Origin of the sequence: Cellulomonas jepli, assembly GCF_047229345.1 — a bacterium.
Classification (GTDB): Bacteria; Actinomycetota; Actinomycetes; order Actinomycetales; family Cellulomonadaceae; genus Cellulomonas_A.
The window spans coordinates 1-19,427 of the sequence record NZ_JBFTER010000041.1 but is presented as its reverse complement, the minus strand read 5'-3'; the positions used below and the strand labels follow the sequence as shown (position 1 = coordinate 19,427).

Here is a 19,427-nt window from a genome sequence, read left to right as displayed (position 1 = left end):
TCCCGGGGGCGCGGTGCGCGGCGGGGCGGGCCCTTCCTGGTCCGCCGCCACGCCACCGCACCCCGGTCGTGCCTACCGGGTCGCGCGCCGGAGCACCGCGACACCGCGCGGGCCCAGCACGAGCGGACCCGTCGCCCCCTGCCCCCTCTCCCCCAGCAGCACGTCACCGTCGACCGCGACCTCGACGGCCTCGGCGGTCCGGTTGACCAGGAACCAGAACGCGTCCGCACCGGTCGCGCGCACTGCGAGCTCGACGCGGCCCCGGACCTCCTCGGGCAGCTCGCTCGTGACGCCCGCGCCGTCGAGCACCGCGGTCAGCACCGGGCGCAGGCCCTCGACGCCGAGGCGCGTCGAGACGTAGGTCGCGGACCCGCCGCGCGCGTCGCCGCCGTCCGCCGCACCCTCGGAGCCGGCACCGGCGGCCCCGACGCGTCGCCGCGTCACCGCCGCACGCCCGTCGAGGTCACCGCCGGCGTACCGCGCGAGCACCTCGACCGCGTCGTCGGTCACGTCGACCCGCTCGCTCCAGAGCGTGCCCACGGTGCCGTCGTCGAGCGTCACCGTCTCGTCGTCGAGCAGCGGCTCGAGCTCCTCGACGCGGATGCCGAGCACGTCACGCAGCGGGCCCGGGTAGCCGCCGAGCCAGGCGTGGTCGTGCTCGTCGACGACCCCCGAGAAGTACGTGGTCACGAGGTGCCCGCCGCCGTCGACGTACGCCGTGAGCTCGTCGGCGAGCGCCTGCGGCACGACGTGCAGCACGGGCGCGACGACCACGTCGTACCCGGTCAGCGGCGTGCCGGTCGGGACCACGTCGGCGCGGACTCCCGCGGCGAGCAGCGCCGAGTACCAGTCGAGCGCCTCGGCCCGGTAGCGCAGGCGGTCGGACGGGTGGGAGTCCTGCTCGCTCGCCCACCACGACGTCCAGTCGAAGAGGACCGCGACGCGCGCGGGGTGCCGGTGCGCGCCGGCGACGGGCGCGAGGTCCCGCAGCCGGCCGCCGAGCCGCACGACCTCCCGGAACACGTCGCTGTCGCGACCGGCGTGCGGCACCATCCCCGAGTGGAACTTCTCGGCGCCGGCCGAGGACTGCCGCCACTGGAAGAAGCACACCGCGTCGGCTCCGTGCGCGACGTGCGTGAGCGAGTCCCGCACGAGCGCGCCCGGCTTCTTCGCGACGTTGACCGGCTGCCAGTTGACCGCGCTCGTCGCGTGCTCCATGAGGAACCACGGGCGCCCGCCCGCGAGGTTGCCCGTGAGGTTCGCGGAGAACGACAGCTCGTCGTGCGACTGCGGCCCGGGGTGCGTGTAGTGGTCGTTCGAGACGAAGTCGACCTCGGGGGCCCACTCCGCGTAGTTCATCCCCTTGGTCTCGCCCATGACCATGAAGTTCGTGGTCACCGGGACGTCGGGGGTCAGGCGGCGCAGCACCTCGCGCTCGGCGCGCAGGTGGTCGCGCAGGGCGTCCGACGAGAAGCGCTTGAAGTCGAGCTGCTGCGTCGGGTTCGGGTGCGACGCGGCGAGGCGCGGCGGCAGGACCTCGTCGAACGCGCCGTACCGCTGCGACCAGAACGCGGTGCCCCACGCGTCGTTGAGGGCGTCGACCGTGCCGTACCGGTCCGCGAGCCACGTGCGGAACGCCCGCGCCGCGTCGTCGGAGTAGTCGTAGACGTTGTGGCAGCCGAGCTCGTTGTTGACGTGCCACGCCACCAGCGCGGGGTGGTCCGCGTACCGGGTCGCGACGGCCTCGACGAGCCGCAGCGCCTGCTCGCGGAACACCGGCGACGTCGGGCGCCAGTGCTGCCGCGCGCCGGGCCACAGCGTCTCGCCCGTCCGGGTCACCGGCAGCACCTCGGGGTGCGCGGTCGTGAGCCACGGCGGCGGGGACGCGGTCGCGGTCGCGAGGTCGACGCCGATGCCGTTCCGGTGCAGCAGGTCCATCGCGTCGTCGAGCCACGCCCAGTCCCACGTGCCCGCGGACGGCTGGATGCGGGCCCACGAGAAGATCGCGAGCGACACGACGTTCACACCGGCCTCGCGCATGAGCGCGACGTCCTCGTCCCAGACCTCGCGCGGCCACTGGTCCGGGTTGTAGTCGGCGCCGTACGCCAGGGGGTTCCCGGCGGTCTCGGGCCAGCGCAGCCAGGTCCGGGCGCTGTCGGGGCGGGGCATGGAGGTCTCCTCGGGGCAGGGTCGAGCAGTGTCGAGCGGGCCGGGCGGTGCCACCGGCGGGTCGGGGTGCGGGACGACCCGACCCGCCGGTGCGGGGACGACGGCGGGCGTCGGCTACTCGCCGATCGTGAAGCCCTGCTCCTCGCCGTAGGAGGCCGAGGCCTCCTCCCAGTCCTTCAGCCCGTCGAGCAGCGTCGTGCCGCCGACGTAGGCCTGGCCCGCGGTGTCGTTGAAGATGCTGTTCGCGTAGACCTGGAACGGCAGGTACGACCAGCCCTCGCGGACGTTCGCGGCGGACTCGGCGAGCACCTCGTTGACCTTCTGGCCACCGAAGTACGGGAACTCCTTGCCGATGAACTCCTCGGACTCGAGCTCGGCCGTCGTCGCGGGGAACGCGCCGCCGTCGATGCGCGTCTGCACGCCGTCACCCGCGTTCGCGTACTCCAGGAACGCGTAGGCGAGCTCCTTGTTCTCGCTGGCCTCCATGACGGAGAGCGCGCTGCCGCCGTTCTCGGCGGTCGCCTCCTCGCCGGCCTCCCACTGCGGCATCGGGGCCACGCGCCACTTGCCGGCGCCCGCCTCGACGCCCGACTCGAGGTTCGCGGGCATCCACGCGCCGATCGTCAGCGTCGCGATCGAGCCGTCACCGAGACCCTGGTACCACTCGTCGCTCCACGAGCTGATGGGGGCGACGAGGTCCTCGTCGAGGAGCTGCTGCCAGGTCTCGGCGAACCGCGTCGACCCCTCGTCGTTCAGGTCGATGGTGACGTCGGTGCCGTCGACCTGGAACGGCTGGCCGCCGGCCTGCCAGATCATGCTCGTCGCGAAGCCGGCGTCGCCGGTGTCGTTCGTGATGGAGACGTTCGGGTCGGCGGCGCGCAGCGCCTTGGCCGCCGCCACGTACTCGTCCCACGTCGTCGGCACGGTGACGCCGTGCTTCGTGAAGACCTCCTCGTTGTAGAAGAGGGCCATCGGGCCGGAGTCCATCGGGAGGCCGTAGATCCCCTCGCCGACGTTCACGGACGACCACGGGCCGGGCGTGAACGTGCCGTCGAGCTCGCCCGCGCCGAGGTCCGTGAGGTCCGCGACCGACTCGCCGAGCGCGAACTGCGGCAGCGCGTAGTACTCGACCTGCGCGACGTCGGGCACGCCCGAGCCGGCCGCGACGGCGTTCTGCAGCGCGGTGTACTGGTCGTTGCCGGTACCGGCGTTGACGAGCTCGATCTCGACGCCCTCGTTCGCGGCCTCGAAGTCCTCCACGACCTGCTCGAGCGTGGGCTCCCACGCCCAGACCGTGAGCTTCCCGCCCTCCTCGGCGGCGGCCGACGGGTCGGCGGCGTCGCCCGAGCCGCCCGAGCAGGCGGCCAGGGCGAGGGCGGTGGCGCCGGCGAGCGCGGCGGCGCGCACGGCGGGGCTCGTCGCGCGCCCGGCGCGTCGGGTGCGGTTCCTCATGGTGGGTCCTCTCACTTCGTTGTCGAGGTCGACCCGGCCGCGGGGAGCGACCGGCAGGGGGTGGTCGGGCAGGTGGGGGCGGTGGCGGGCCGCCGGGGCCGCCCGGCGGGTCGGGCGGGGCCGGTCTCGGCGCTCACTCCTTGACGCTCCCGGCGGCCAGGCCGGACTGCCAGTAGCGCTGGAGCAGCAGGAAGGCGGCGACGAGCGGCAGGATCGTGAGCAGCGAGCCGGTGATGACGAGGTGGAAGATCGCCTCGCCGCCGGCCGTGGCGGCCTGCGCGTTCCAGGCGTTGAGACCGAGGGTCAGCGGGAACCAGTCGGGGTCCTTCAGCATGATCAGCGGCAGGAAGTAGTTGTTCCACGTCGCGACCATCGTGAAGAGCAGCACCGTGACGATGCCGGGGGCGAGCAGCGGCAGGCAGACCTGCCAGAACGTGCGCCACTCGCTCGCGCCGTCGACCCGCGCGGCCTCCATGAGCTCGGTCGGGATCGCCTCGGCCGCGAACGTCCACATGAGGTACAGCCCGAACGGCGAGATCAGCGACGGGATGATGACCGACCACGGGGTGTTCGTCAGGCCCATCTGGCTGAACATGAGGAACGTCGGCACGGCCAGCGCGGTGCCGGGCACGGCGACCGCGCCGATCACGGTCGCGAACACCCCGCGCTTGCCGGGGAAGTCGAACTTCGCGAGCGCGTACCCGCCGAGCACCGCGAGCGCCGTCGCACCGCCCGCACCCGCGACGACGTAGAGCAGCGTGTTCGCGAGCCAGCGCACGAAGATGCCGTCGTCGTACGTCAGGGTCGTCGCGACGTTGTCGAGGAGCGCGAGGTCGCCCGCGAACCACAGCCCGAACGAGGACAGCAGGCCGGACTGCGTCTTGGTCGCGTTGATCACGAGCCAGACGAGCGGCACGAGGCTGTAGACGAGCACGATCCCCGCGAGCACCGTGAGGGTGACGCTGCGGCGCGGGCGGGCGCTGCGGACGCGGGCGGCGCGGGCCGGCCGGCGGCTCCCGCGTCCGGGGGCGTCGTCGCGCGCGGCCGAGCGGATCCGCGGCGCCGGTCGGGCGGGACGCGGGCGGTCGGACGAGGAGGTGCCGGGCTGGGCGGTCACGGTCATCAGCTCGCCTTCCGCATGCCGCGCAGCTGCACGGCGTAGGCGACCGCCATCGTGACGAGCCCCATGAGGATCGCGACGGTGGCCGAGTAGTTGTACTGCTGGCCGGAGAAGGACAGCGAGTAGGCGTAGAGGTTGGGCGTGAAGTACGTCGTGATCGCGTTCGGCGCGAGGCTCTGCAGGATGCTCGGCTCGTTGAAGAGCTGGAAGCTGCCGATGATCGAGAAGATCGTCGCGATGACGAGCGCGCCCCGGATCGCCGGGAGCTTGATCGCGGTGATGACCCGGAGCTGGCCGGCGCCGTCGAGCTCGGCGGCCTCGTAGAGCGACGTCGGGATGACGCGCAGCGCCGAGTAGAAGATCAGCATGTTGTAGCCGACGAACTCCCAGGTCACGATGTTGCCGATCGAGGCGAGCACGAGGTCGGGCGACAGCGGGTTGGGCAGCGAGGTGCCGAGCGCGTCGTTGATGTTGCCGACGAGCCCGAACCGCGTCCCGTACATGAACCCCCACATGAGGGTCGCGACCACGGCCGGGACGGCGTACGGCAGGAAGATCGAGATCCGGAAGAACCCCGCGCCGTAGAGGCGGCCGCTGTCGATCGCGAGCGCGACGACGAGGGCGATCGCGAGCATCACCGGGACCTGCACGAGCAGGAACAGCCCGACCCGCCCGAGCGCCTCCCAGAACTGGCTGTCGGCGAGCGCCCGCTGGTAGTTCGCGAGCCCGACGAACGCGTTCCCGCCGACGAGCTGGTTACGGAACAGGCTCAGGTAGAGCGAGTACGCGATGGGTGCGAGGAACACGAGGGCGAACACGGCCATGAAGGGGCCGATGAAGGCCCAGCCGGTGAAGGAGCGGCGCGTGCGGCCGGCCTGTCGGGGGCGCCGGACCGTGGGGACCGGTGGGGCGGACGTCGTCGTCATCGCGGTTCTCGTGCCTTCCGGTGGCCTGGTGGAGGCCCGGTGGGTGTCCGATGTTTGCGCAACCATAGGAGCACGCCGGAGGATGTTTGCGCAACCATAGGCGTGGCCTAGGCTGTCCGCGACGAGCCCGGCACGGGCCCGCGCAGGGGATCGCAGGGGGTCTTCGAGGTGGAGCGATGAGTCCGGAACACGGGACGGCGACGGCCGCCCGCGCCCCAGGTCAGGCGCCCGGCGACGCGCCCGCCGCCGCCCGGCCGGGGACCCGCCGGCGCGTGTCGATGGCCGACGTCGCGCGGCACGCCGGGGTCTCCGCGCAGACCGTCTCCCGCGTCGCCAACGGGTACGAGGGCGTCGTCGAGGAGACCCGGGCGCTCGTGCTCGCGTCGATGCGCGAGCTCGGCTACCGGCCCAACAGCGCCGCCCGCGCGCTCAAGAGCGGCCAGTTCCGGACCATCGGCGTCATCGTCTTCACGCTCTCCACCACCGGCAACATGCGCACGCTCGAGGCCATCGCGACCTCGGCCGCCGCCGCCGGCTACGCGATCACGCTCATCCCGGTCGCGGTGCCGACCCAGAGCGACGTGCGCGGGGCGTTCACGCGCCTCGGCGAGCTCGCGGTCGACGCCGTGATCGTCATCATGGAGGTCCACCTCCTGGACTCCTCGACCGTGACGCTGCCGCCCGGGGTCGAGGTCGTCGTCGTCGACTCCGACGCCGGCGACCGGTACGCCGTCGTCGACACCGACCAGGCCGACGGCGCCCGCCAGGCCACCGAGCACCTCCTCGACCTCGGCCACGGCACGGTGTGGCACGTCGCCGGGCCCGAGGCGTCGTTCGCCGCGGAGCGCCGGGCGCAGGCGTGGCGCGCGACCCTCGAGGCGGCCGGACGCCCGGTGCCCGAGGTCGTGCGCGGCGACTGGTCCGCCGAGTCCGGCTACCGCGCCGGCCTGACGCTCGCGACCGAGCCGACCTGCACCGCGGTCTTCGCCGCCAACGACCAGATGGCGCTCGGCCTGTACCGGGCGTTCGCCGAGAAGGGGCTGCGGGTCCCCGAGGACGTGAGCGTCGTCGGGTTCGACGACTATCCCGAGGCCGCGTCGTTCAGCCCGCCCCTCACGACCGTGCACCAGGACTTCTCGGAGGTCGGGCGGCGCTGCGTCGACCGGGCGCTGCACCAGCTCACCGCGGGCGAGCCGGACGTGGGCACGACGCTCGTGCCGACGCACCTCGTGGTGCGCGGGAGCACGGGCGCGCCCCGGCCGCCGGCCGACGCGGGCTGACGCGCGAGGTCGATCCGGCACAGCCGAGGAACCGCGGTCCGTCCAGCGAAACTTTCGACTTGAAAGGATTCAGAGCTGCCACGCCCGTTCCTCGCGGGCGAGCGCTTACCTACCTTGGGGCGCGGACGCGATCCCGGGCGACGACGCCCGGAGCAGCGGTCCCGCAGCGTCGCGGCGACCGGCCGGCGGCGCCACGTCGCGAGGGAGACGTCATGAGAGCACGAAGGATGGCGGCGGGGGTTCTCGCCGCCGCGACAGCGGTGGGCGCGGGGGTCGTCGCCGCCGAGAGCGCGCACGCGGCGATCGGCTGCCGCGTCACGTACGCGGTGTCGAACGAGTGGTCGACGGGGTTCGGCGCCGCCGTCACCGTCGAGAACCTGGGCGACGCGGTGAACGGCTGGACGCTGGCGTGGGACTTCCCGGCCGGGCAGACGGTCACGCAGGCGTGGAACGGCGTCGCGAGCCAGTCGGGCGCACGCGTGAGCGTCAAGGACGCCGGCTACAACGGCCAGGTCCCGTCGGGCGGGACGGTCGCGTTCGGTTTCAACGGGTCGTGGAACGGGACGGCCAACACCGCCCCGACGTCGTTCACGCTCAACGGCACGGCGTGCACCGGCACGGTCACCCCGACGCCGACGGCGACCCCGACGTCCACGGCGACCCCCACGCCGACCCCGACCGTCACGACCACCCCCACGCCGACCCCGACGACGACCACCCCGCCCGCGGGCGCGTGGCAGGCCGAGGACCTCGACCGCGGGCTCATCAGCGTCCGCTCGGGCTCGAACAACCTCGTCCAGTGGCGGCTGCTCGGCACGGAGGCCGCCTCGACGGGCTTCCACGTCTACCGCGGCAGCACGCGCCTGACGTCGTCGCCGGTCACGGGCTCGACCAACTACGTCGACGCCGGCGCCTCCGCGAGCGCGAGCTACACCGTGCGCGCGGTCGTGGACGGGACCGAGCAGGCGCCGTCGGCCCCGTCGCTCACCTTCGGCAACGGGTACCTCGACGTCCCGATCTCCAAGCCGGGCTCGGGCTACGTCGCCAACGACGGGTCCGTCGGCGACCTCGACGGCGACGGCCGGCTCGAGGTCGTCCTCAAGTGGGACCCGACGAACGCCAAGGACAACTCGCAGGCCGGGGTCACCGGGAACGTGTACCTCGACGCGTACCAGCTCGACGGGACGCGCATGTGGCGCATCGACCTGGGCCGCAACATCCGCGCAGGGGCCCACTACACGCAGTTCCAGGTGTACGACTACGACGGCGACGGCAAGGCCGAGGTCGCGGTCAAGACGGCCGACGGCACCCGCTCGGGCACCGGCCAGGTCATCGGCAGCGCGAGCGCCGACCACCGCAACGGCGACGGGTACGTGCTGAGCGGGCCGGAGTACTTCACGGTCTTCCAGGGCCAGACCGGTGCGATCGGGGCCACGACCGACTACGTGCCCGCACGCGGCACCGTGTCGAGCTGGGGCGACTCCTACGGCAACCGCGTCGACCGCTTCCTCGCGGGGACCGCGTACCTCGACGGCGTGCGACCGTCGATCATCATGGCGCGCGGCTACTACACGCGGGCCGTCGTCGTGGCCTGGGACTACCGCGACGGGAGGCTCACGCGCCGCTGGACCTTCGACTCGAGCTCGTCGGGCAACAGCACCTACGCCGGCCAGGGCAACCACTCCCTGACCGTCGGGGACGTCGACGGCGACGGCCGCCAGGAGATCGTCTACGGCGCCGCCGCGATCGACGACGACGGCCGCGGGCTGTGGAACACCCGCTTCGGCCACGGCGACGCCGGTCACCTCGGCGACCTGATCCCCAGCCGCCCGGGCCTCGAGTACTACAAGGTCACCGAGACGGCGTCGCAGCCCGACTCCTTCATGGCCGACGCGCGCACCGGGGCGATCCTCTGGCGCACGCCCGGCACGACCGACAACGGCCGCGGCGTCTCGGCCGACGTCTGGGCGGGCAGCCCGGGCGCCGAGTCGTGGTCCTCGTCGGACTCCCAGCTGCGCAGCACGTCCGGCACGGCGGTCGCCCGCAAGCCCTCCTCGGCGAACTTCCTCGCCTGGTGGGACGGTGACCCGGTCCGCGAGCTGCTCGACGGCACCCGTGTCGACAAGTACGGCACGGGCGGGGACACCCGGCTGCTGACCGGCTCCGGCGTGCACAGCAACAACGGCACGAAGTCGACACCCACGCTGTCGGGCGACATCCTCGGCGACTGGCGCGAGGAGGTCGTCTGGCCGACGTCCGACGACAGCGCGCTGCGCATCTACGCGACGCCGATCGCGACCGACACCCGGGTGTGGACGCTGCTGCACGACCAGCAGTACCGCACCGCGATCGCGTGGCAGAACACCGCGTACAACCAGCCGCCGCACCCGTCGTTCTTCCTGGGTGCACCGTTCACGCTCCCGGCCCAGCCGCGGGTGTACGTGCGCTGACCTCGTGCGGGCCGGTCGGGGGTGACCCGGCCGGCCCGCACGGGCGGCGCACAGCCCGACGGCACCAACGGGCAGGCTGCCTCGCGCGGCGCCCGGCGTAGCGTGGAACGGGTCGCGCAGGGTCGAGGGGGATCGCCGTGAAGCGCTCGTGGGCGTGCCTGGCTGTCACCGTCGCCCTGCTCGCCGGACCGGGCGCAGCCACCGCGTTCGCCGGTCCCGCGGACGCCGCGTCGGCCGCGACGGCGGTCGGCGCGGCCCGGGCGGACGTCACCGACCAGGGCGCGCAGCCCGACGGCGGACGCCACCACCCCCGTCCCGGCCGCCCGCTGCACGTCGCGATCGGCGACTCGCTCCCGGCCGGCCAGCAGTCGGTCCCGCCCGCGGTCGACTTCCCCACGACGGCCGCGCTGTGGAAGGCCAACGGCTTCGTGGCCCGGTTCCACGCGGTGCTCCCGCGCCGGCTGGACTGCTCGCCGGGTCGGGGCCGGCACGCCGAGGACCTCGACCACCGCGGGCGCGGCTGCCGCGGGATCGAGCTCGTCAACCTGTCCCGCACCGGGGTCCCCGGCGTGCTCGGCGGAGTCACGACCGAGACCGTGCTCGCGCCCGGTGACCAGCTCGACCAGGCCGTCGCCCTCCTCGACGCCCGCAACCGGGACCGCTCCCGTCGCAACGACGTCGAGGTCGTCACCGTGTCGGTCGGTGGCAACGACCTCTACGGGCCGGTGGTCGCGGCGTGCGTGCTCGCGACGACGCCCGCGTGCCTGCCGACGCTCGAGGCGACGTTCGCGGGCTTCGTGACCCGGTACGACGAGATCCTGCGCACGCTCCGCGAGCACGCCGGGCCCGGCACGCTCATCCTCGGGATGACGTACTACAACCCCCTCCCGTTCTGCGACCTCGGCGCGCGCGACCCGGTGCGCGTGCGGCTGCTCGGCGACGCGATCCTCGAGGGCGGCCCGCTCGCCGGCGCGACCCTGCCGGACGGCTTCAACGACCGGCTCCGCGAGGTCGCCGCGCGCTACGACGTGACCGTCGTCGACACGTTCGGGCTCCTCGGGGCCGGCGACTTCGTCGGCGGCTCCGACTGCACGCACCCCGACGGCGACGGCCACGAGCGGCTGGCCCGGGCGTTCGCGGCGGCGCTCCCCCGCTGAGCCGGGTGGTGCTCGCCGCCATCCGGCGTTCACCCCGCCGACCGGCGGCCGTCGGCGGGCGCGGTTAGCCTCTCGAGGTGACCGAGCTGACCTCCCTGACGACCGAGCCGGTCGAGCTGCCGGGCGTGCGCCCCGCGGACCCGCCGACCGAGATGCTGCCCGGCCGGCTGTGGCACGGCGGCTGCCCGGTCGACTTCGACTGGGTCGCGGCCACCGGGATCCGCGCGGTGATCGACATCGCCGACGCCGACGCGCACCCGCCGGCCGGCGCGACGGACGACCTGCTCTACCTCAAGGCCCCGCTGGTCGACGGCGACGACGTGCCCGACCCGGCGCTGACCCTGCGGCTCGCGACCCTCGTCGCCGGCCTGCTCGACGACGGCTACCGCGTGCTCGTGCACTGCACGTTCGGCCGGAACCGGTCGGGCCTGCTGGTGTCGCTCGTGGTCCGCGAGGCGCTCGGCGTCACGGGCGCGGAGGCGCTCGCGCACGTGCAGGCGCACCGCGAGGGCACCGTGAACAACGCCCGCTTCGCGGAGTGGCTCCGGAGCCTCCCGGCGCCGCGCTGAGCCGCGGCGGTCACGTCAGAGCGGCGTGCGCCACTCCCGCACCGCGTCGTCGAGCCAGTCGTGCGTGCGTCCGTGGTGCACGTCGTCCCACAGCCGGAACGCGACGCCACCGAGCTCCGCGACCCGGTCGAGCACCGTGCGCCCGTCCCACGTGAGCACGTCGAACCCGTAGGCGGCGCAGAACCCCCGGTACGCGGCGGCGTCGATGTCGCCCGCGACGAAGCGCCGGGCCGCGCTGGTCAGGTCGTACTCGCGGGGCGCCCGCGCGACGAAGTCCAGGTCGATGAGCAGCGGCGTCGTGCCGGAGCGCACGGTGTTGCCGGGCGAGACGTCCCCGTGCACGGTCCCGACCCCGAGCTCGGAGCGCAGCCCCGCGACCGCGTCGAGCAGCGCGGCTCGGGCGTCGAGCAGCACGGCTGCCGCGTCGTCGGGCAGCCCGGTGACCTGCGAGACGACGCGGCGCAGCGGGTCCCAGAGGGGGACGGCGGCGTCGGCGTGCAGGTCGTGGAAGCCGCGCAGCAGCGCCCCGGTCTCGACCCAGTCGGCCGACCGGCCGCCCGTGATCCACGGGGAGACGGTCACGACCCCCGACGACGTGACGACCGGCGTGCACACCGGCAGCACGGCGAGGGGCGTGCCGGCCAGCGCCTCGGCGGTCACCGCGAGGTGCGCGGGGTCGGTGCCGGGCGGGTAGACCTTGACCGCGTGGCGCCCGGCCCGCAGCACCACGGTGGTCAGCGCGCTGACGACGTGCGCGCGCGGCAGCCGGAACGGCAGCGCGAGCCTGGCCTCGGCGACGGCGTCGAGCGCGTGCTCGGCACCCCAGCCGGCGGTCGGCAGCGGGAGGGCGTCGGGGCGCTCGTCGACCGCGTGGCGAGCGAGGGTGGGCGCCGCGACGGTGCTGTCCAGGAAGGCGTCCCCGCGCGGGTGGGCGGGGTCGTGGACCGCGCCGGCGACGGGCGTGACGTCGGTGCCGGGTGCGGTGCGGGGGCCGGCGGCGACGGCGTCGAGGGTCGCGGCAGGGGCGAAAGACATGGGGTCTCCCGGTCGTCGTGAGGGTGCTCCACCGCACGACGTCGGGCGTGCCCGACCGGGTTGGGAGTTGGAGAGTACAACCCGGCCGCCCGCGTGCCCAGAGCCCGGCGAGGACGCGCCGGGTGAACCCGACCGCCCGGTAGGGGACGGCGGCGCGGCGTCGACCCGGACTGGCGCGGGCCCGGGACGGCGGCGCGGCGTCGACCCCGGCTCGCGCCGGCCCGAGCCCGCGCCCGGGCGGCGACGGCCGTGCGGGGCGTGTGCGGCGTGTGGGTGCCGTGCGCCATGCTCACGTCACCCGCTCGAACGGCCGCGGCAGCACCTGCCGCCGCGGCCGGGGTGGGGCCAACCCGTGTCGCGCTCCCAGGCGACGCCGGCCGGCGGACGTCCGTCGGCCGCTCCCACCCGAGGCAGGAGACCCCGATGTCCTTCCAGGCGTACCTCGACACGATCGAGAAGAAGACCGGCCTGACCCCGCGCCAGCTCGTCGCGATCGCGCACGAGAAGGGGCTCGACGCGCCCGGCGCCAAGGCGGCCGGCGTCGTCGAGTGGCTCCAGGCCGACTACGGCCTCGGGCGCGGGCACGCGATGGCGCTGTGGCACGTGATCACCAAGGGCCCGACGATCAGCACCAAGCACGTCGGCACCGACGGGGTCCACCGCGACGAGTCCGACACGCTATGGCTCGACGGCATCGCGACGAAGCCGAGCTGACCCGGCGTCGGCACCCCGGCCGGAGCCCGAGCCGACGTCGGGACCCGGCCGGAGCCGAGGCGGCGCCAGCCCCCAGGACGGAGTCTTCGCCGGCCCAGCCCCAGGTCGAAGCCCGAGCCGGTGCTGCGGCAGGCCACCGCCGGGGCAGCGCGGAGGCACGGCCGGGGTGGGGCGGAGCGGTAATCGTTTCGGACGTTGACTGGCCCTGACGTCCCCCCGAGTGTCGTCGTGCACGCAGGGGGTCGCCGTTTCGATATCGGTATCGACGCACGGGCGCGACGTCGAGGAGGCCCCGCGTGGCGGGGAGCCGGGAGGCACGTGGTCCGAGCGCGACGGCGGGGCGCTCGGACCACGTGCTGCGCGCCGGGCGGGTGCTCAGCCGAGCAGCCGGGTCATCTCGGTGATCTCGGCGGTCTGGTCCTCGATGATCTGCTCCGCGAGCGCGATCGCGTCGGCGTTCTCGCCGCCGTCGACCTCGTCCTGCGACATCGTGATCGCGCCCTGGTGGTGCTCGATCATCATCGTGAGGAACGCCTCGTCGAACTCGGCGCCCTCGGTCTCCTCGAGCTGCGCCATCTGCTCGTCGGTCATCATCCCGGGCATCGAGCCGTGGTCCATGTCCCCGTGGTCCATGTCCCCGTGGTCCATCCCGGCCATGTCGTCGTCCGCGGGGACCTCCGCGTCCCAGGCCTCGAGCCACGCGGTCATCGTCTCGATCTCCGGGCCCTGCGCGGCGGCGATGCGCTCGGCGAGGTCGAGCACCTCCGGCGTCTCGGTGCGGTCGGCGGCGAGCTCGGCCATCTCGACCGCGCCCCGGTGGTGCACGATCATCCCCTGCGCGAACTGCACGTCGGCGTCGTTGTGCTCGGCGGACACCTCGCTCGTCGACGCGGGCTCCGAGGCGGACGACGTGCCCGCGCCCGGGTCCCCGGCGGGGTCGCCGGCGCAGCCGGTCAGGGTCAGGAGCAGCGCGACGCCCGCGGCGACCGCACCGGGCAGCGTGGCGGTGCGGCGGGCGTGCGGGGTCGGTCCGGCGCCTGAGGTCGGTCGGGGGCGTGGGGTCAGGCGGGTGCGTGCGGTCAGGCGCTTGCGTGCGGTCATGGTGGAGCTCCCTGTGGTCAACGGTCGTGGGGTCGTGGCGGTCGCCCGGCGCACGGGCCCGCTCCTAGACCCGCAGGACGCACAGGGCGATGCGCGGCGGACCGCAGCCCCGGGCGGGCACCGGCCAAGAGGCCGTGGGACCGCGCCGCGTCGCGCGTTCACGCCGGAACGAGAGGACCTGGCGAACCGGCGACCGTCGACGCCGGAGCGCCCACACCGCGACGCCCGTCAGCGCGAGCAGGCAGCCCACCATCGCGGCGTGCGCGTCGGAGCCCTCCCCGTGCCCGTCCGAACCGTGCCCGTGCCCGTGCCCGTGCCCGTCGGAGCCTGCCCCCTGAGCGCCGGAGCCCGACTCCGGCGCGTGCGCGGCGTGGCCCCCGGGGGCGGGTCCGGCGTCGGCGACGGCGGCCGGGACGCGGTGGTGCTGCGCGGTGCCGGGGTCGGTCACCGCGACGACGTGCATCCAGGCGAACCCCACCAGCGTCAGGAGCGCGACGAGCGGCCACAGGACCGCCCGCGCGCGGACCCCGACCGCCCGGCTCACCATCCCTGCATCATGACGCGGCGGTGGACACGCCTCCAACCGCTGCACGGCCTCCAGCCCGTGCGCCGGCGCCGCCACGGGCCTCGCGACGGGAGAGCGCGCCAGGTCCCATGGCGGCAGGGTTCCCCGTCCCTGAGCGTCCCGAACAGGCAGTGTCGACGGCAGCGGGTCGACCTAGGCTCGCCGCATGACCGCTCCCGCCCCCTCGGGTCCGAGCCCCGCCGGCCCCGTCGCGACCTTCGCCGCCGTCCGCGAGCGCGTCCTCGCGCTGCACCCGGGTGATGAGGAGGGCCGCATGCTGCACTCGACGGGCCTGCGGACGGCCGGGAAGTTCTACGCGTTCGCGAGCGGCACGGACGTCATCGTGAAGCTCCCTGCCACGCGCGTCGCCGAGCTCGTCGCGAGCGGCGCGGGGAGCCCGTGCGAGACGAGGCCGGGGCGCCCGATGAAGGAGTGGGTGCAGCTCCCGGTCCGTGACGCCGACTCGTGCCTCGCCTCGGTGCTCGAGGCGCGCGCGTTCGTGGTGTCGGTCCTCGGCGCCCGGGCCTGAGGCTCGCCGACCGACGGCCGGGTCGGGGCAGGGTCGGCTCGGCGCCCGGGCCTGAGGCTCGACCGACGGCCGGCAGGGCGGCCGGGCCGGGTCGGGTCGGGCCGGTCCAGGATGCGGATGGCCGGGTCACGTCGCGTGCCACGCGCGGCGATGCTGGGCGCATGGACACGACCTGGGCCGCCGACCTCGCCCGCCGCTGGGAGCGCGACTGGAACTCCCGCGACCTCGACGCGCTGCTCGCGCACGTCGCCGAGGACGTGGTGTTCACCTCCCCGGTCGCGGCGCGCGTCGTCCCGGGCAGCGACGGCGTCGTCCGTGGGAAGGACGCGCTGCGGGCGTACTGGGCGCGCGGCCTGGAGCTGCTCCCCGGGCTGCACTTCGAGGTCGTCCAGGTCTTCGCGGGCGTCGCGACGGTCGTCATCGCGTACCGCAACCAGGACGGGGGGCTCGTGAGCGAGGTCCTCGAGCTGGAGGACGGTCTCGTCGTGCGCGGGCACGGGACGTACCTGGTCTGACGGGTCGCACGAGCCGGCCCCCGTCGGACCTCTCGCACGAGCCGCAGACGGTCGGACGCGGTCGGACGCGGTCGGACGCGCCGAGCCCGGCGGCCCGGCGGGACCGTCCGCATCTCACCCGCATCCCGCCCGGCTTCATCCCGTCCGCCGCTCCACCTCGCGGGCCCCCGGGTCGATAGACTGAGGCAGAGGCCCCGCTGCTCTAGCCCCCTGCAGCAGCGGGGCCTCCTCCATGCCCGGGACCGGGCCGGCGCCGGGCGGTCAGCCGCGGTCCGACGCCGCGTCGCCGGGACCCGCAGGCACCTCGTGCAGGAGCCAGACGACGTCACCGTCGTCGTCGGTCGTCACACGGTCCCGCCGGAAGCCGAGCTTCTCCGCGACCCGGAGCGACGCGGCGTTCCACGGGCGGACCGTCGCCCACACCCGCCGCCGGCCCGTCGCGTGCGCGGCGTCGAGCACCGCGCGAGCGGCCTCCGTGGCGTACCCCCTCCCGTGCGCGTCGGGGAGCAGCTCGTAGGCGAGCTCCGGTTCCTCGACCGACCCGCGCCCGACGACGACCGCGGCGTACCCGACGGGCGGGCCGCCGTCGCGCGGCCGCAGCACGAGCGCGCCGATGCCGTGCTCCGCGGTCAGCGCGTGCATGCGACGGATGCGCTCACCTGCCTCGTCCGCCGACACCTCCCCGCGCCCCCGGGCCGTGAACAGCGCAGCCAGCCACCCGGCGTCGCCCGGCTCCTGCGGGGTCAGCGTGAGACGGTCGGTGACGAGGCGCGTCGGCATCGGCTCGAACGTCATGCGGCCAGTGAACACGAGCGGTGCGGCAGGGTGGTGGGCATGCGCGAGGACGACGCACCCGAGGCCGGGCCTCCCCCGCCGACCCCCGACCAGGTCGGGCCGCGCGTGCGGACGCTCTGGCTGGTGACGCACGCCGAGGCGTCGCACCACGTCGACGGGCTCGTCGGCGGGTGGTTCGACTCGACGCTCACGCCACGTGGCGAGCAGGACGCGGCGCTCGTGGCGCAGGAGCTGCGACGGCGGGTGCCGCCGGGCGCCGACGTCGAGGTGGTCTCGTCCGACCTGCGGCGCGCGCAGCAGACCGCAGCCGCCGTCGGGACCGTGCTCGGGCTGACGCCGTCGCTCGACGCCCGGCTGCGGGAGAAGTCGTACGGCGTGGCCGGCGGGCGCCCGCAGGCGTGGCTCGACGCGCGGTTCGTGCCACCGCCGGCGTCGGGCGACCGGTTGCGGCACGACGAGGGGGTCGACGGCGCGGAGACGTGGCTGACGTTCGCCGGGCGCGTCTACGCGGGCGTGTCCCACCTGCTCGCCCGGGCGCGCGACCACCAGGTCGTCGTGGCGCACGGCGGCTCGGGCCAGCTCGTCGTCGCCGCGTGGCTCGGGGTGCCGGTCGAGGCCACCGCGTACGCGCGCTTCCGGCTGCCGGCCGGGAGCATCACGGTGCTGCGCGAGGACGGGCGGTTCCACAACCGCGAGGTCACCGAGCTCGGGTCGACCGCGCACCTGCGGCTCAGGGCGTGAGCAGCGGCCGGCCGGCCTCCCCCGCACGTGCCGCGCCGGCCGCACGTGCCGCGCCGCGCAGCGTCGAGGTCACCGGGAGGTTGTGCCGGAAGACGTCGTCCGGGTCGTAGCGCTCCTTGAGGGCGAGCAGCCGGGCCAGGGTCGCGGGCGGGAACGCGTCCTCGACGCGCTCGGGCCGCGGGTCGCTGTCGAAGCTGCCGTACAGGCCGGACCAGTGGTGGGCCAGCGCGTCCCACAGCCGGTCCACGCGGTCCCGCTCGGACCCCATCGCGACGAGCGAGAACCCGGCGCTCCGGTGCGCGTACGCGGTCGCGTCGGCCGGGACGTCGTTGACGGCGCCGCCCGCGGAGCGGATCTGGAAGAAGTGCACCGCCCCGCTGCGGACCAGGCGCTCGAGGTCCTCCGCGAGCGCGGGCGTGACGTGCTCGACGAGCGACGAGCGGGACACCGGCTCGCCGTAGCCGGCGTGCACGTCGGCGGTCCGGCGCACGACGCCCGTGTACGGCAGCACGTGCACCGCCTGCTGCACCAGCGGGGCGAGCATCGCGAACGGCTGCAGGCGCTCGACGATGGTCTCGGGTACGTCCGAGTCGACGACCGCGAGCACGTGGGCCACGACCTGCCCGCCGCGCGGCGCACCCACGATGAGGAACGGCGTCACGTCGCGCGGGGCCGCCTCGACGAGGGCCCCGAAGTCGTGCAGGTAGCCGGCGACGTCGTCGACCGCGAAGGAGAGCTGCGCGAACCCGACGTCGCCGACCTCGTCGACCTCGAAGTCGAACGACGTGACGATCCCGAGGTTGCCGCCCGCGCCGCGCAGACCCCAGAAGAGCTCCGGGTGGTGCTCGGCGTCGGCCCGCACGACCGACCCGTCGGCGAGCACGACCTCCGCGGCGCGCACGTGGTCGACCGTCAGCCCGTGCTCGCGCGCGAGGAACCCGAGGCCGCCCGCGGTGGCGAGCCCGCCGACGCCGACGCCGCCGTAGTCCCCCGACGTGAGCGCCCACCCGTGCGGCTGGAGCGCCTCGGCGACCGCACCCCACCGCGCCCCGGCACCGATCCGCACGTGCCGCGTCGCGGCGTCGAGCACCTCGATGCCGTCGAGGTGGCGCAGGTCGAGGACGATCCCGCCGTCGTTGGTCGACCGCCCGCTGATCCCGTGGCCCCCGCTGCGCACCGCGAGCGCGACCGGCTGGGTCCGCGCCCAGGTCAGCGCGGCGGCGACCTGGGCGGTGTCGCGCGGCAGGAGCACGAGGCCGGGCCGCCCGGCGCGCAGGTAGTTGGAGCGCATCGCGGGGTACCGGGTGTCGCCGGGCTCGACGGTCTCGAGGCCCGCCGGGACGGCGTCGTAGGCGATGCCGTCCCGGCGCGCGGACCGGACGCGCGCGCTGCGGGTCGGCGCCGGGGCGGTGCCCCGAGCAGCGCGGGTCGCGGCGACCGCGGACCGCACGGCCGGGGCGACCTCGGTGGCCCACCGGTCCAGCACCTCGGGGTCCTGGGTCGCGAGCAGGACCGTGTCCACGCCGTCGTCGACGACGAGCCCGACGACCTCCTCGACCGTGGGCACGCCCGACGCACCGGCGAGCGTGACCACGCGCCGCACGTCCCCGGGCTCCCGGCCGTGCCGGGCGGCGGCGCGGTCGAGCTGCACCTGGCGGCGGCCGACGTCCGCGAGCGCGCCGCCCGTCGCACCCAGGTCGAGCCACCAGGTGTCGGCGCTCCTTGCAGCGAGGTCGACCGTCGGGTCGTCGGCACCGGCGAGCCAGACCGGCACGTCGTGGGCCGGCGCGGGGCCGCGCGCCGCACCGGGGACGGGGTGCGCCGGACCGGGGGCGACCAGCGGCGCCCGGTCGGGCGTCCACATGCCCCGGACGACGGCGACGGCCTCGTCGAGCGCGTCCGCCGCGCCGCCCGCTCCCCCGTCCGCGCTCGTCAGCGCGAGCTCGGCGCGGCCTCCGGTCAGCAGGTCGAGGCTCGCCACCGCCCGCGCGAGCACCGCCGGGGGCCCGTCGACGGCGAGCCCGGCGGCCACGAGCGTGATCCGCTGCGTGACGCCCGCGACCCAGCCGAGCACCGTCCACGGGTCGAGCACGTCGTCGTCAGCGTCGGTCGCCGCAGCCCCGACCGAGCCGCCCGCTCCGGCGCCCGCCGTCGACACTCGGCCGGTGGCGCCTCCGCCGGCAGCGCCATCACCGGTCGCGCCACCGCCGGCCGCTCCACCGCCGACCGCGAGCACGTCGAGCCCGCCCGCCTCCGCCGCGGCGGCGAGCTGGGTCAGCGCTGCGGGGTCGCCCGCGTCGCCCCCGACC

17 protein-coding genes are annotated in these 19,427 nt (G+C 75.1%); 8 read left to right on the top strand and 9 right to left on the bottom strand.

Going from position 1 to position 19,427, the window contains the following annotated elements; all coding sequences use genetic code 11:
* Nucleotides 1-72 precede the first annotated feature (72 nt).
* From AB6N24_RS11415 to AB6N24_RS11400, 4 genes are all read right to left on the bottom strand, one after another.
* Nucleotides 73-2,169, bottom strand: a complete 2,097-nt coding sequence (locus tag AB6N24_RS11415) for a beta-galactosidase (protein ID WP_412869517.1) — start codon at nt 2,167-2,169, stop codon at nt 73-75.
* 114 nt (nt 2,170-2,283) lie between these two features.
* Nucleotides 2,284-3,621 (bottom strand): ABC transporter substrate-binding protein, encoded by a 1,338-nt coding sequence (locus tag AB6N24_RS11410; RefSeq protein ID WP_412869516.1) that lies wholly within the window; start codon nt 3,619-3,621, stop codon nt 2,284-2,286.
* A gap of 133 nt (nt 3,622-3,754) precedes the next feature.
* A complete protein-coding gene (locus AB6N24_RS11405; RefSeq protein ID WP_412869536.1) occupies nt 3,755-4,747 on the bottom strand; it encodes a carbohydrate ABC transporter permease in 993 nt (330 codons plus the stop codon).
* Entirely contained in the window at nt 4,744-5,667 is a 924-nt protein-coding gene (locus tag AB6N24_RS11400; RefSeq protein ID WP_412869515.1) for a carbohydrate ABC transporter permease, read from the bottom strand. The genes AB6N24_RS11405 and AB6N24_RS11400 overlap by 4 nt, the downstream gene beginning before the upstream one ends.
* A 278-nt stretch (nt 5,668-5,945) precedes the next feature.
* Between AB6N24_RS11400 and AB6N24_RS11395 the strand changes: the two genes are divergently transcribed.
* From AB6N24_RS11395 to AB6N24_RS11380, 4 genes are all read left to right on the top strand, one after another.
* A complete protein-coding gene (locus tag AB6N24_RS11395; protein ID WP_412869535.1) occupies nt 5,946-6,947 on the top strand; it encodes a LacI family DNA-binding transcriptional regulator in 1,002 nt (333 codons plus the stop codon).
* Between the two features lie 212 nt (nt 6,948-7,159).
* Nucleotides 7,160-9,397, top strand: a complete 2,238-nt coding sequence (locus AB6N24_RS11390; protein WP_412869514.1) for a rhamnogalacturonan lyase family protein — start codon at nt 7,160-7,162, stop codon at nt 9,395-9,397.
* Between the two features lie 137 nt (nt 9,398-9,534).
* On the top strand, nt 9,535-10,554 hold the full coding sequence (locus AB6N24_RS11385) for an SGNH/GDSL hydrolase family protein (protein WP_412869513.1): 1,020 nt from the start codon (nt 9,535-9,537) through the stop codon (nt 10,552-10,554).
* Between the two features lie 77 nt (nt 10,555-10,631).
* Nucleotides 10,632-11,123, top strand: a complete 492-nt coding sequence (locus tag AB6N24_RS11380; RefSeq protein ID WP_412869512.1) for a protein-tyrosine phosphatase family protein — start codon at nt 10,632-10,634, stop codon at nt 11,121-11,123.
* 15 nt (nt 11,124-11,138) lie between these two features.
* Here the strand turns inward: AB6N24_RS11380 and AB6N24_RS11375 are convergent, their stop codons facing one another.
* Nucleotides 11,139-12,158, bottom strand: coding sequence for a phosphotransferase family protein (locus AB6N24_RS11375; RefSeq protein ID WP_412869511.1), 1,020 nt, complete (start codon nt 12,156-12,158; stop codon nt 11,139-11,141).
* A 423-nt stretch (nt 12,159-12,581) separates the two neighbouring features.
* Here AB6N24_RS11375 and AB6N24_RS11370 point away from each other — a divergent pair, with 423 nt between their 5' ends.
* Nucleotides 12,582-12,872, top strand: a complete 291-nt coding sequence (locus tag AB6N24_RS11370) for a DUF4287 domain-containing protein (RefSeq protein WP_412869510.1) — start codon at nt 12,582-12,584, stop codon at nt 12,870-12,872.
* A gap of 375 nt (nt 12,873-13,247) precedes the next feature.
* On the opposite strand, the gene AB6N24_RS11365 is transcribed toward AB6N24_RS11370, so the two are convergent.
* Nucleotides 13,248-13,973, bottom strand: coding sequence for a DUF305 domain-containing protein (locus AB6N24_RS11365; RefSeq protein ID WP_412869509.1), 726 nt, complete (start codon nt 13,971-13,973; stop codon nt 13,248-13,250).
* Between the two features lie 64 nt (nt 13,974-14,037).
* Entirely contained in the window at nt 14,038-14,520 is a 483-nt protein-coding gene (locus tag AB6N24_RS11360) for a hypothetical protein (RefSeq protein ID WP_412869508.1), read from the bottom strand.
* A 184-nt stretch (nt 14,521-14,704) separates the two neighbouring features.
* Here AB6N24_RS11360 and AB6N24_RS11355 point away from each other — a divergent pair, with 184 nt between their 5' ends.
* Nucleotides 14,705-15,067: a hypothetical protein gene (locus AB6N24_RS11355; protein ID WP_412869507.1), complete on the top strand. Its 363-nt coding sequence runs from the start codon at nt 14,705-14,707 to the stop codon at nt 15,065-15,067.
* Nucleotides 15,068-15,228: 161 nt separating this feature from the next.
* Nucleotides 15,229-15,582, top strand: a complete 354-nt coding sequence (locus AB6N24_RS11350; RefSeq protein WP_412869506.1) for a nuclear transport factor 2 family protein — start codon at nt 15,229-15,231, stop codon at nt 15,580-15,582.
* A 261-nt stretch (nt 15,583-15,843) separates the two neighbouring features.
* On the opposite strand, the gene AB6N24_RS11345 is transcribed toward AB6N24_RS11350, so the two are convergent.
* The gene (locus AB6N24_RS11345) at nt 15,844-16,377 is read right to left on the bottom strand and encodes a GNAT family N-acetyltransferase (RefSeq protein ID WP_412869505.1); all 534 of its coding nucleotides are present in this window, start codon (nt 16,375-16,377) and stop codon (nt 15,844-15,846) included.
* A gap of 39 nt (nt 16,378-16,416) precedes the next feature.
* On the opposite strand from AB6N24_RS11345, the gene AB6N24_RS11340 reads away from it, so the two are divergent.
* A complete protein-coding gene (locus AB6N24_RS11340; protein ID WP_412869504.1) occupies nt 16,417-17,118 on the top strand; it encodes a histidine phosphatase family protein in 702 nt (233 codons plus the stop codon).
* Here AB6N24_RS11340 and AB6N24_RS11335 read toward each other — a convergent pair.
* Nucleotides 17,108-19,427 (bottom strand): LLM class flavin-dependent oxidoreductase (locus AB6N24_RS11335; protein WP_412869503.1); only part of this gene is annotated, 2,320 nt, incomplete at its 5' end. The genes AB6N24_RS11340 and AB6N24_RS11335 overlap by 11 nt on opposite strands.

What these genes read in the sequence shown, in the direction of transcription:
- AB6N24_RS11370 (WP_412869510.1), top strand. Translation starts at nt 12,582, where the DNA reads ATGTCCTTCCAGGCGTACCTCGACACGATCGAGAAGAAGACCGGCCTG.
- AB6N24_RS11410 (WP_412869516.1), bottom strand. Translation starts at nt 3,621, where the DNA reads ATGAGGAACCGCACCCGACGCGCCGGGCGCGCGACGAGCCCCGCCGTG.
- AB6N24_RS11395 (WP_412869535.1), top strand. Translation starts at nt 5,946, where the DNA reads ATGGCCGACGTCGCGCGGCACGCCGGGGTCTCCGCGCAGACCGTCTCC.
- AB6N24_RS11375 (WP_412869511.1), bottom strand. Translation starts at nt 12,158, where the DNA reads ATGTCTTTCGCCCCTGCCGCGACCCTCGACGCCGTCGCCGCCGGCCCC.
- AB6N24_RS11365 (WP_412869509.1), bottom strand. Translation starts at nt 13,973, where the DNA reads ATGACCGCACGCAAGCGCCTGACCGCACGCACCCGCCTGACCCCACGC.
- AB6N24_RS11355 (WP_412869507.1), top strand. Translation starts at nt 14,705, where the DNA reads ATGACCGCTCCCGCCCCCTCGGGTCCGAGCCCCGCCGGCCCCGTCGCG.
- AB6N24_RS11400 (WP_412869515.1), bottom strand. Translation starts at nt 5,667, where the DNA reads ATGACGACGACGTCCGCCCCACCGGTCCCCACGGTCCGGCGCCCCCGA.
- AB6N24_RS11345 (WP_412869505.1), bottom strand. Translation starts at nt 16,377, where the DNA reads ATGACGTTCGAGCCGATGCCGACGCGCCTCGTCACCGACCGTCTCACG.
- AB6N24_RS11340 (WP_412869504.1), top strand. Translation starts at nt 16,417, where the DNA reads ATGCGCGAGGACGACGCACCCGAGGCCGGGCCTCCCCCGCCGACCCCC.
- AB6N24_RS11415 (WP_412869517.1), bottom strand. Translation starts at nt 2,169, where the DNA reads ATGCCCCGCCCCGACAGCGCCCGGACCTGGCTGCGCTGGCCCGAGACC.
- AB6N24_RS11360 (WP_412869508.1), bottom strand. Translation starts at nt 14,520, where the DNA reads ATGGTGAGCCGGGCGGTCGGGGTCCGCGCGCGGGCGGTCCTGTGGCCG.
- AB6N24_RS11390 (WP_412869514.1), top strand. Translation starts at nt 7,160, where the DNA reads ATGAGAGCACGAAGGATGGCGGCGGGGGTTCTCGCCGCCGCGACAGCG.
- AB6N24_RS11350 (WP_412869506.1), top strand. Translation starts at nt 15,229, where the DNA reads ATGGACACGACCTGGGCCGCCGACCTCGCCCGCCGCTGGGAGCGCGAC.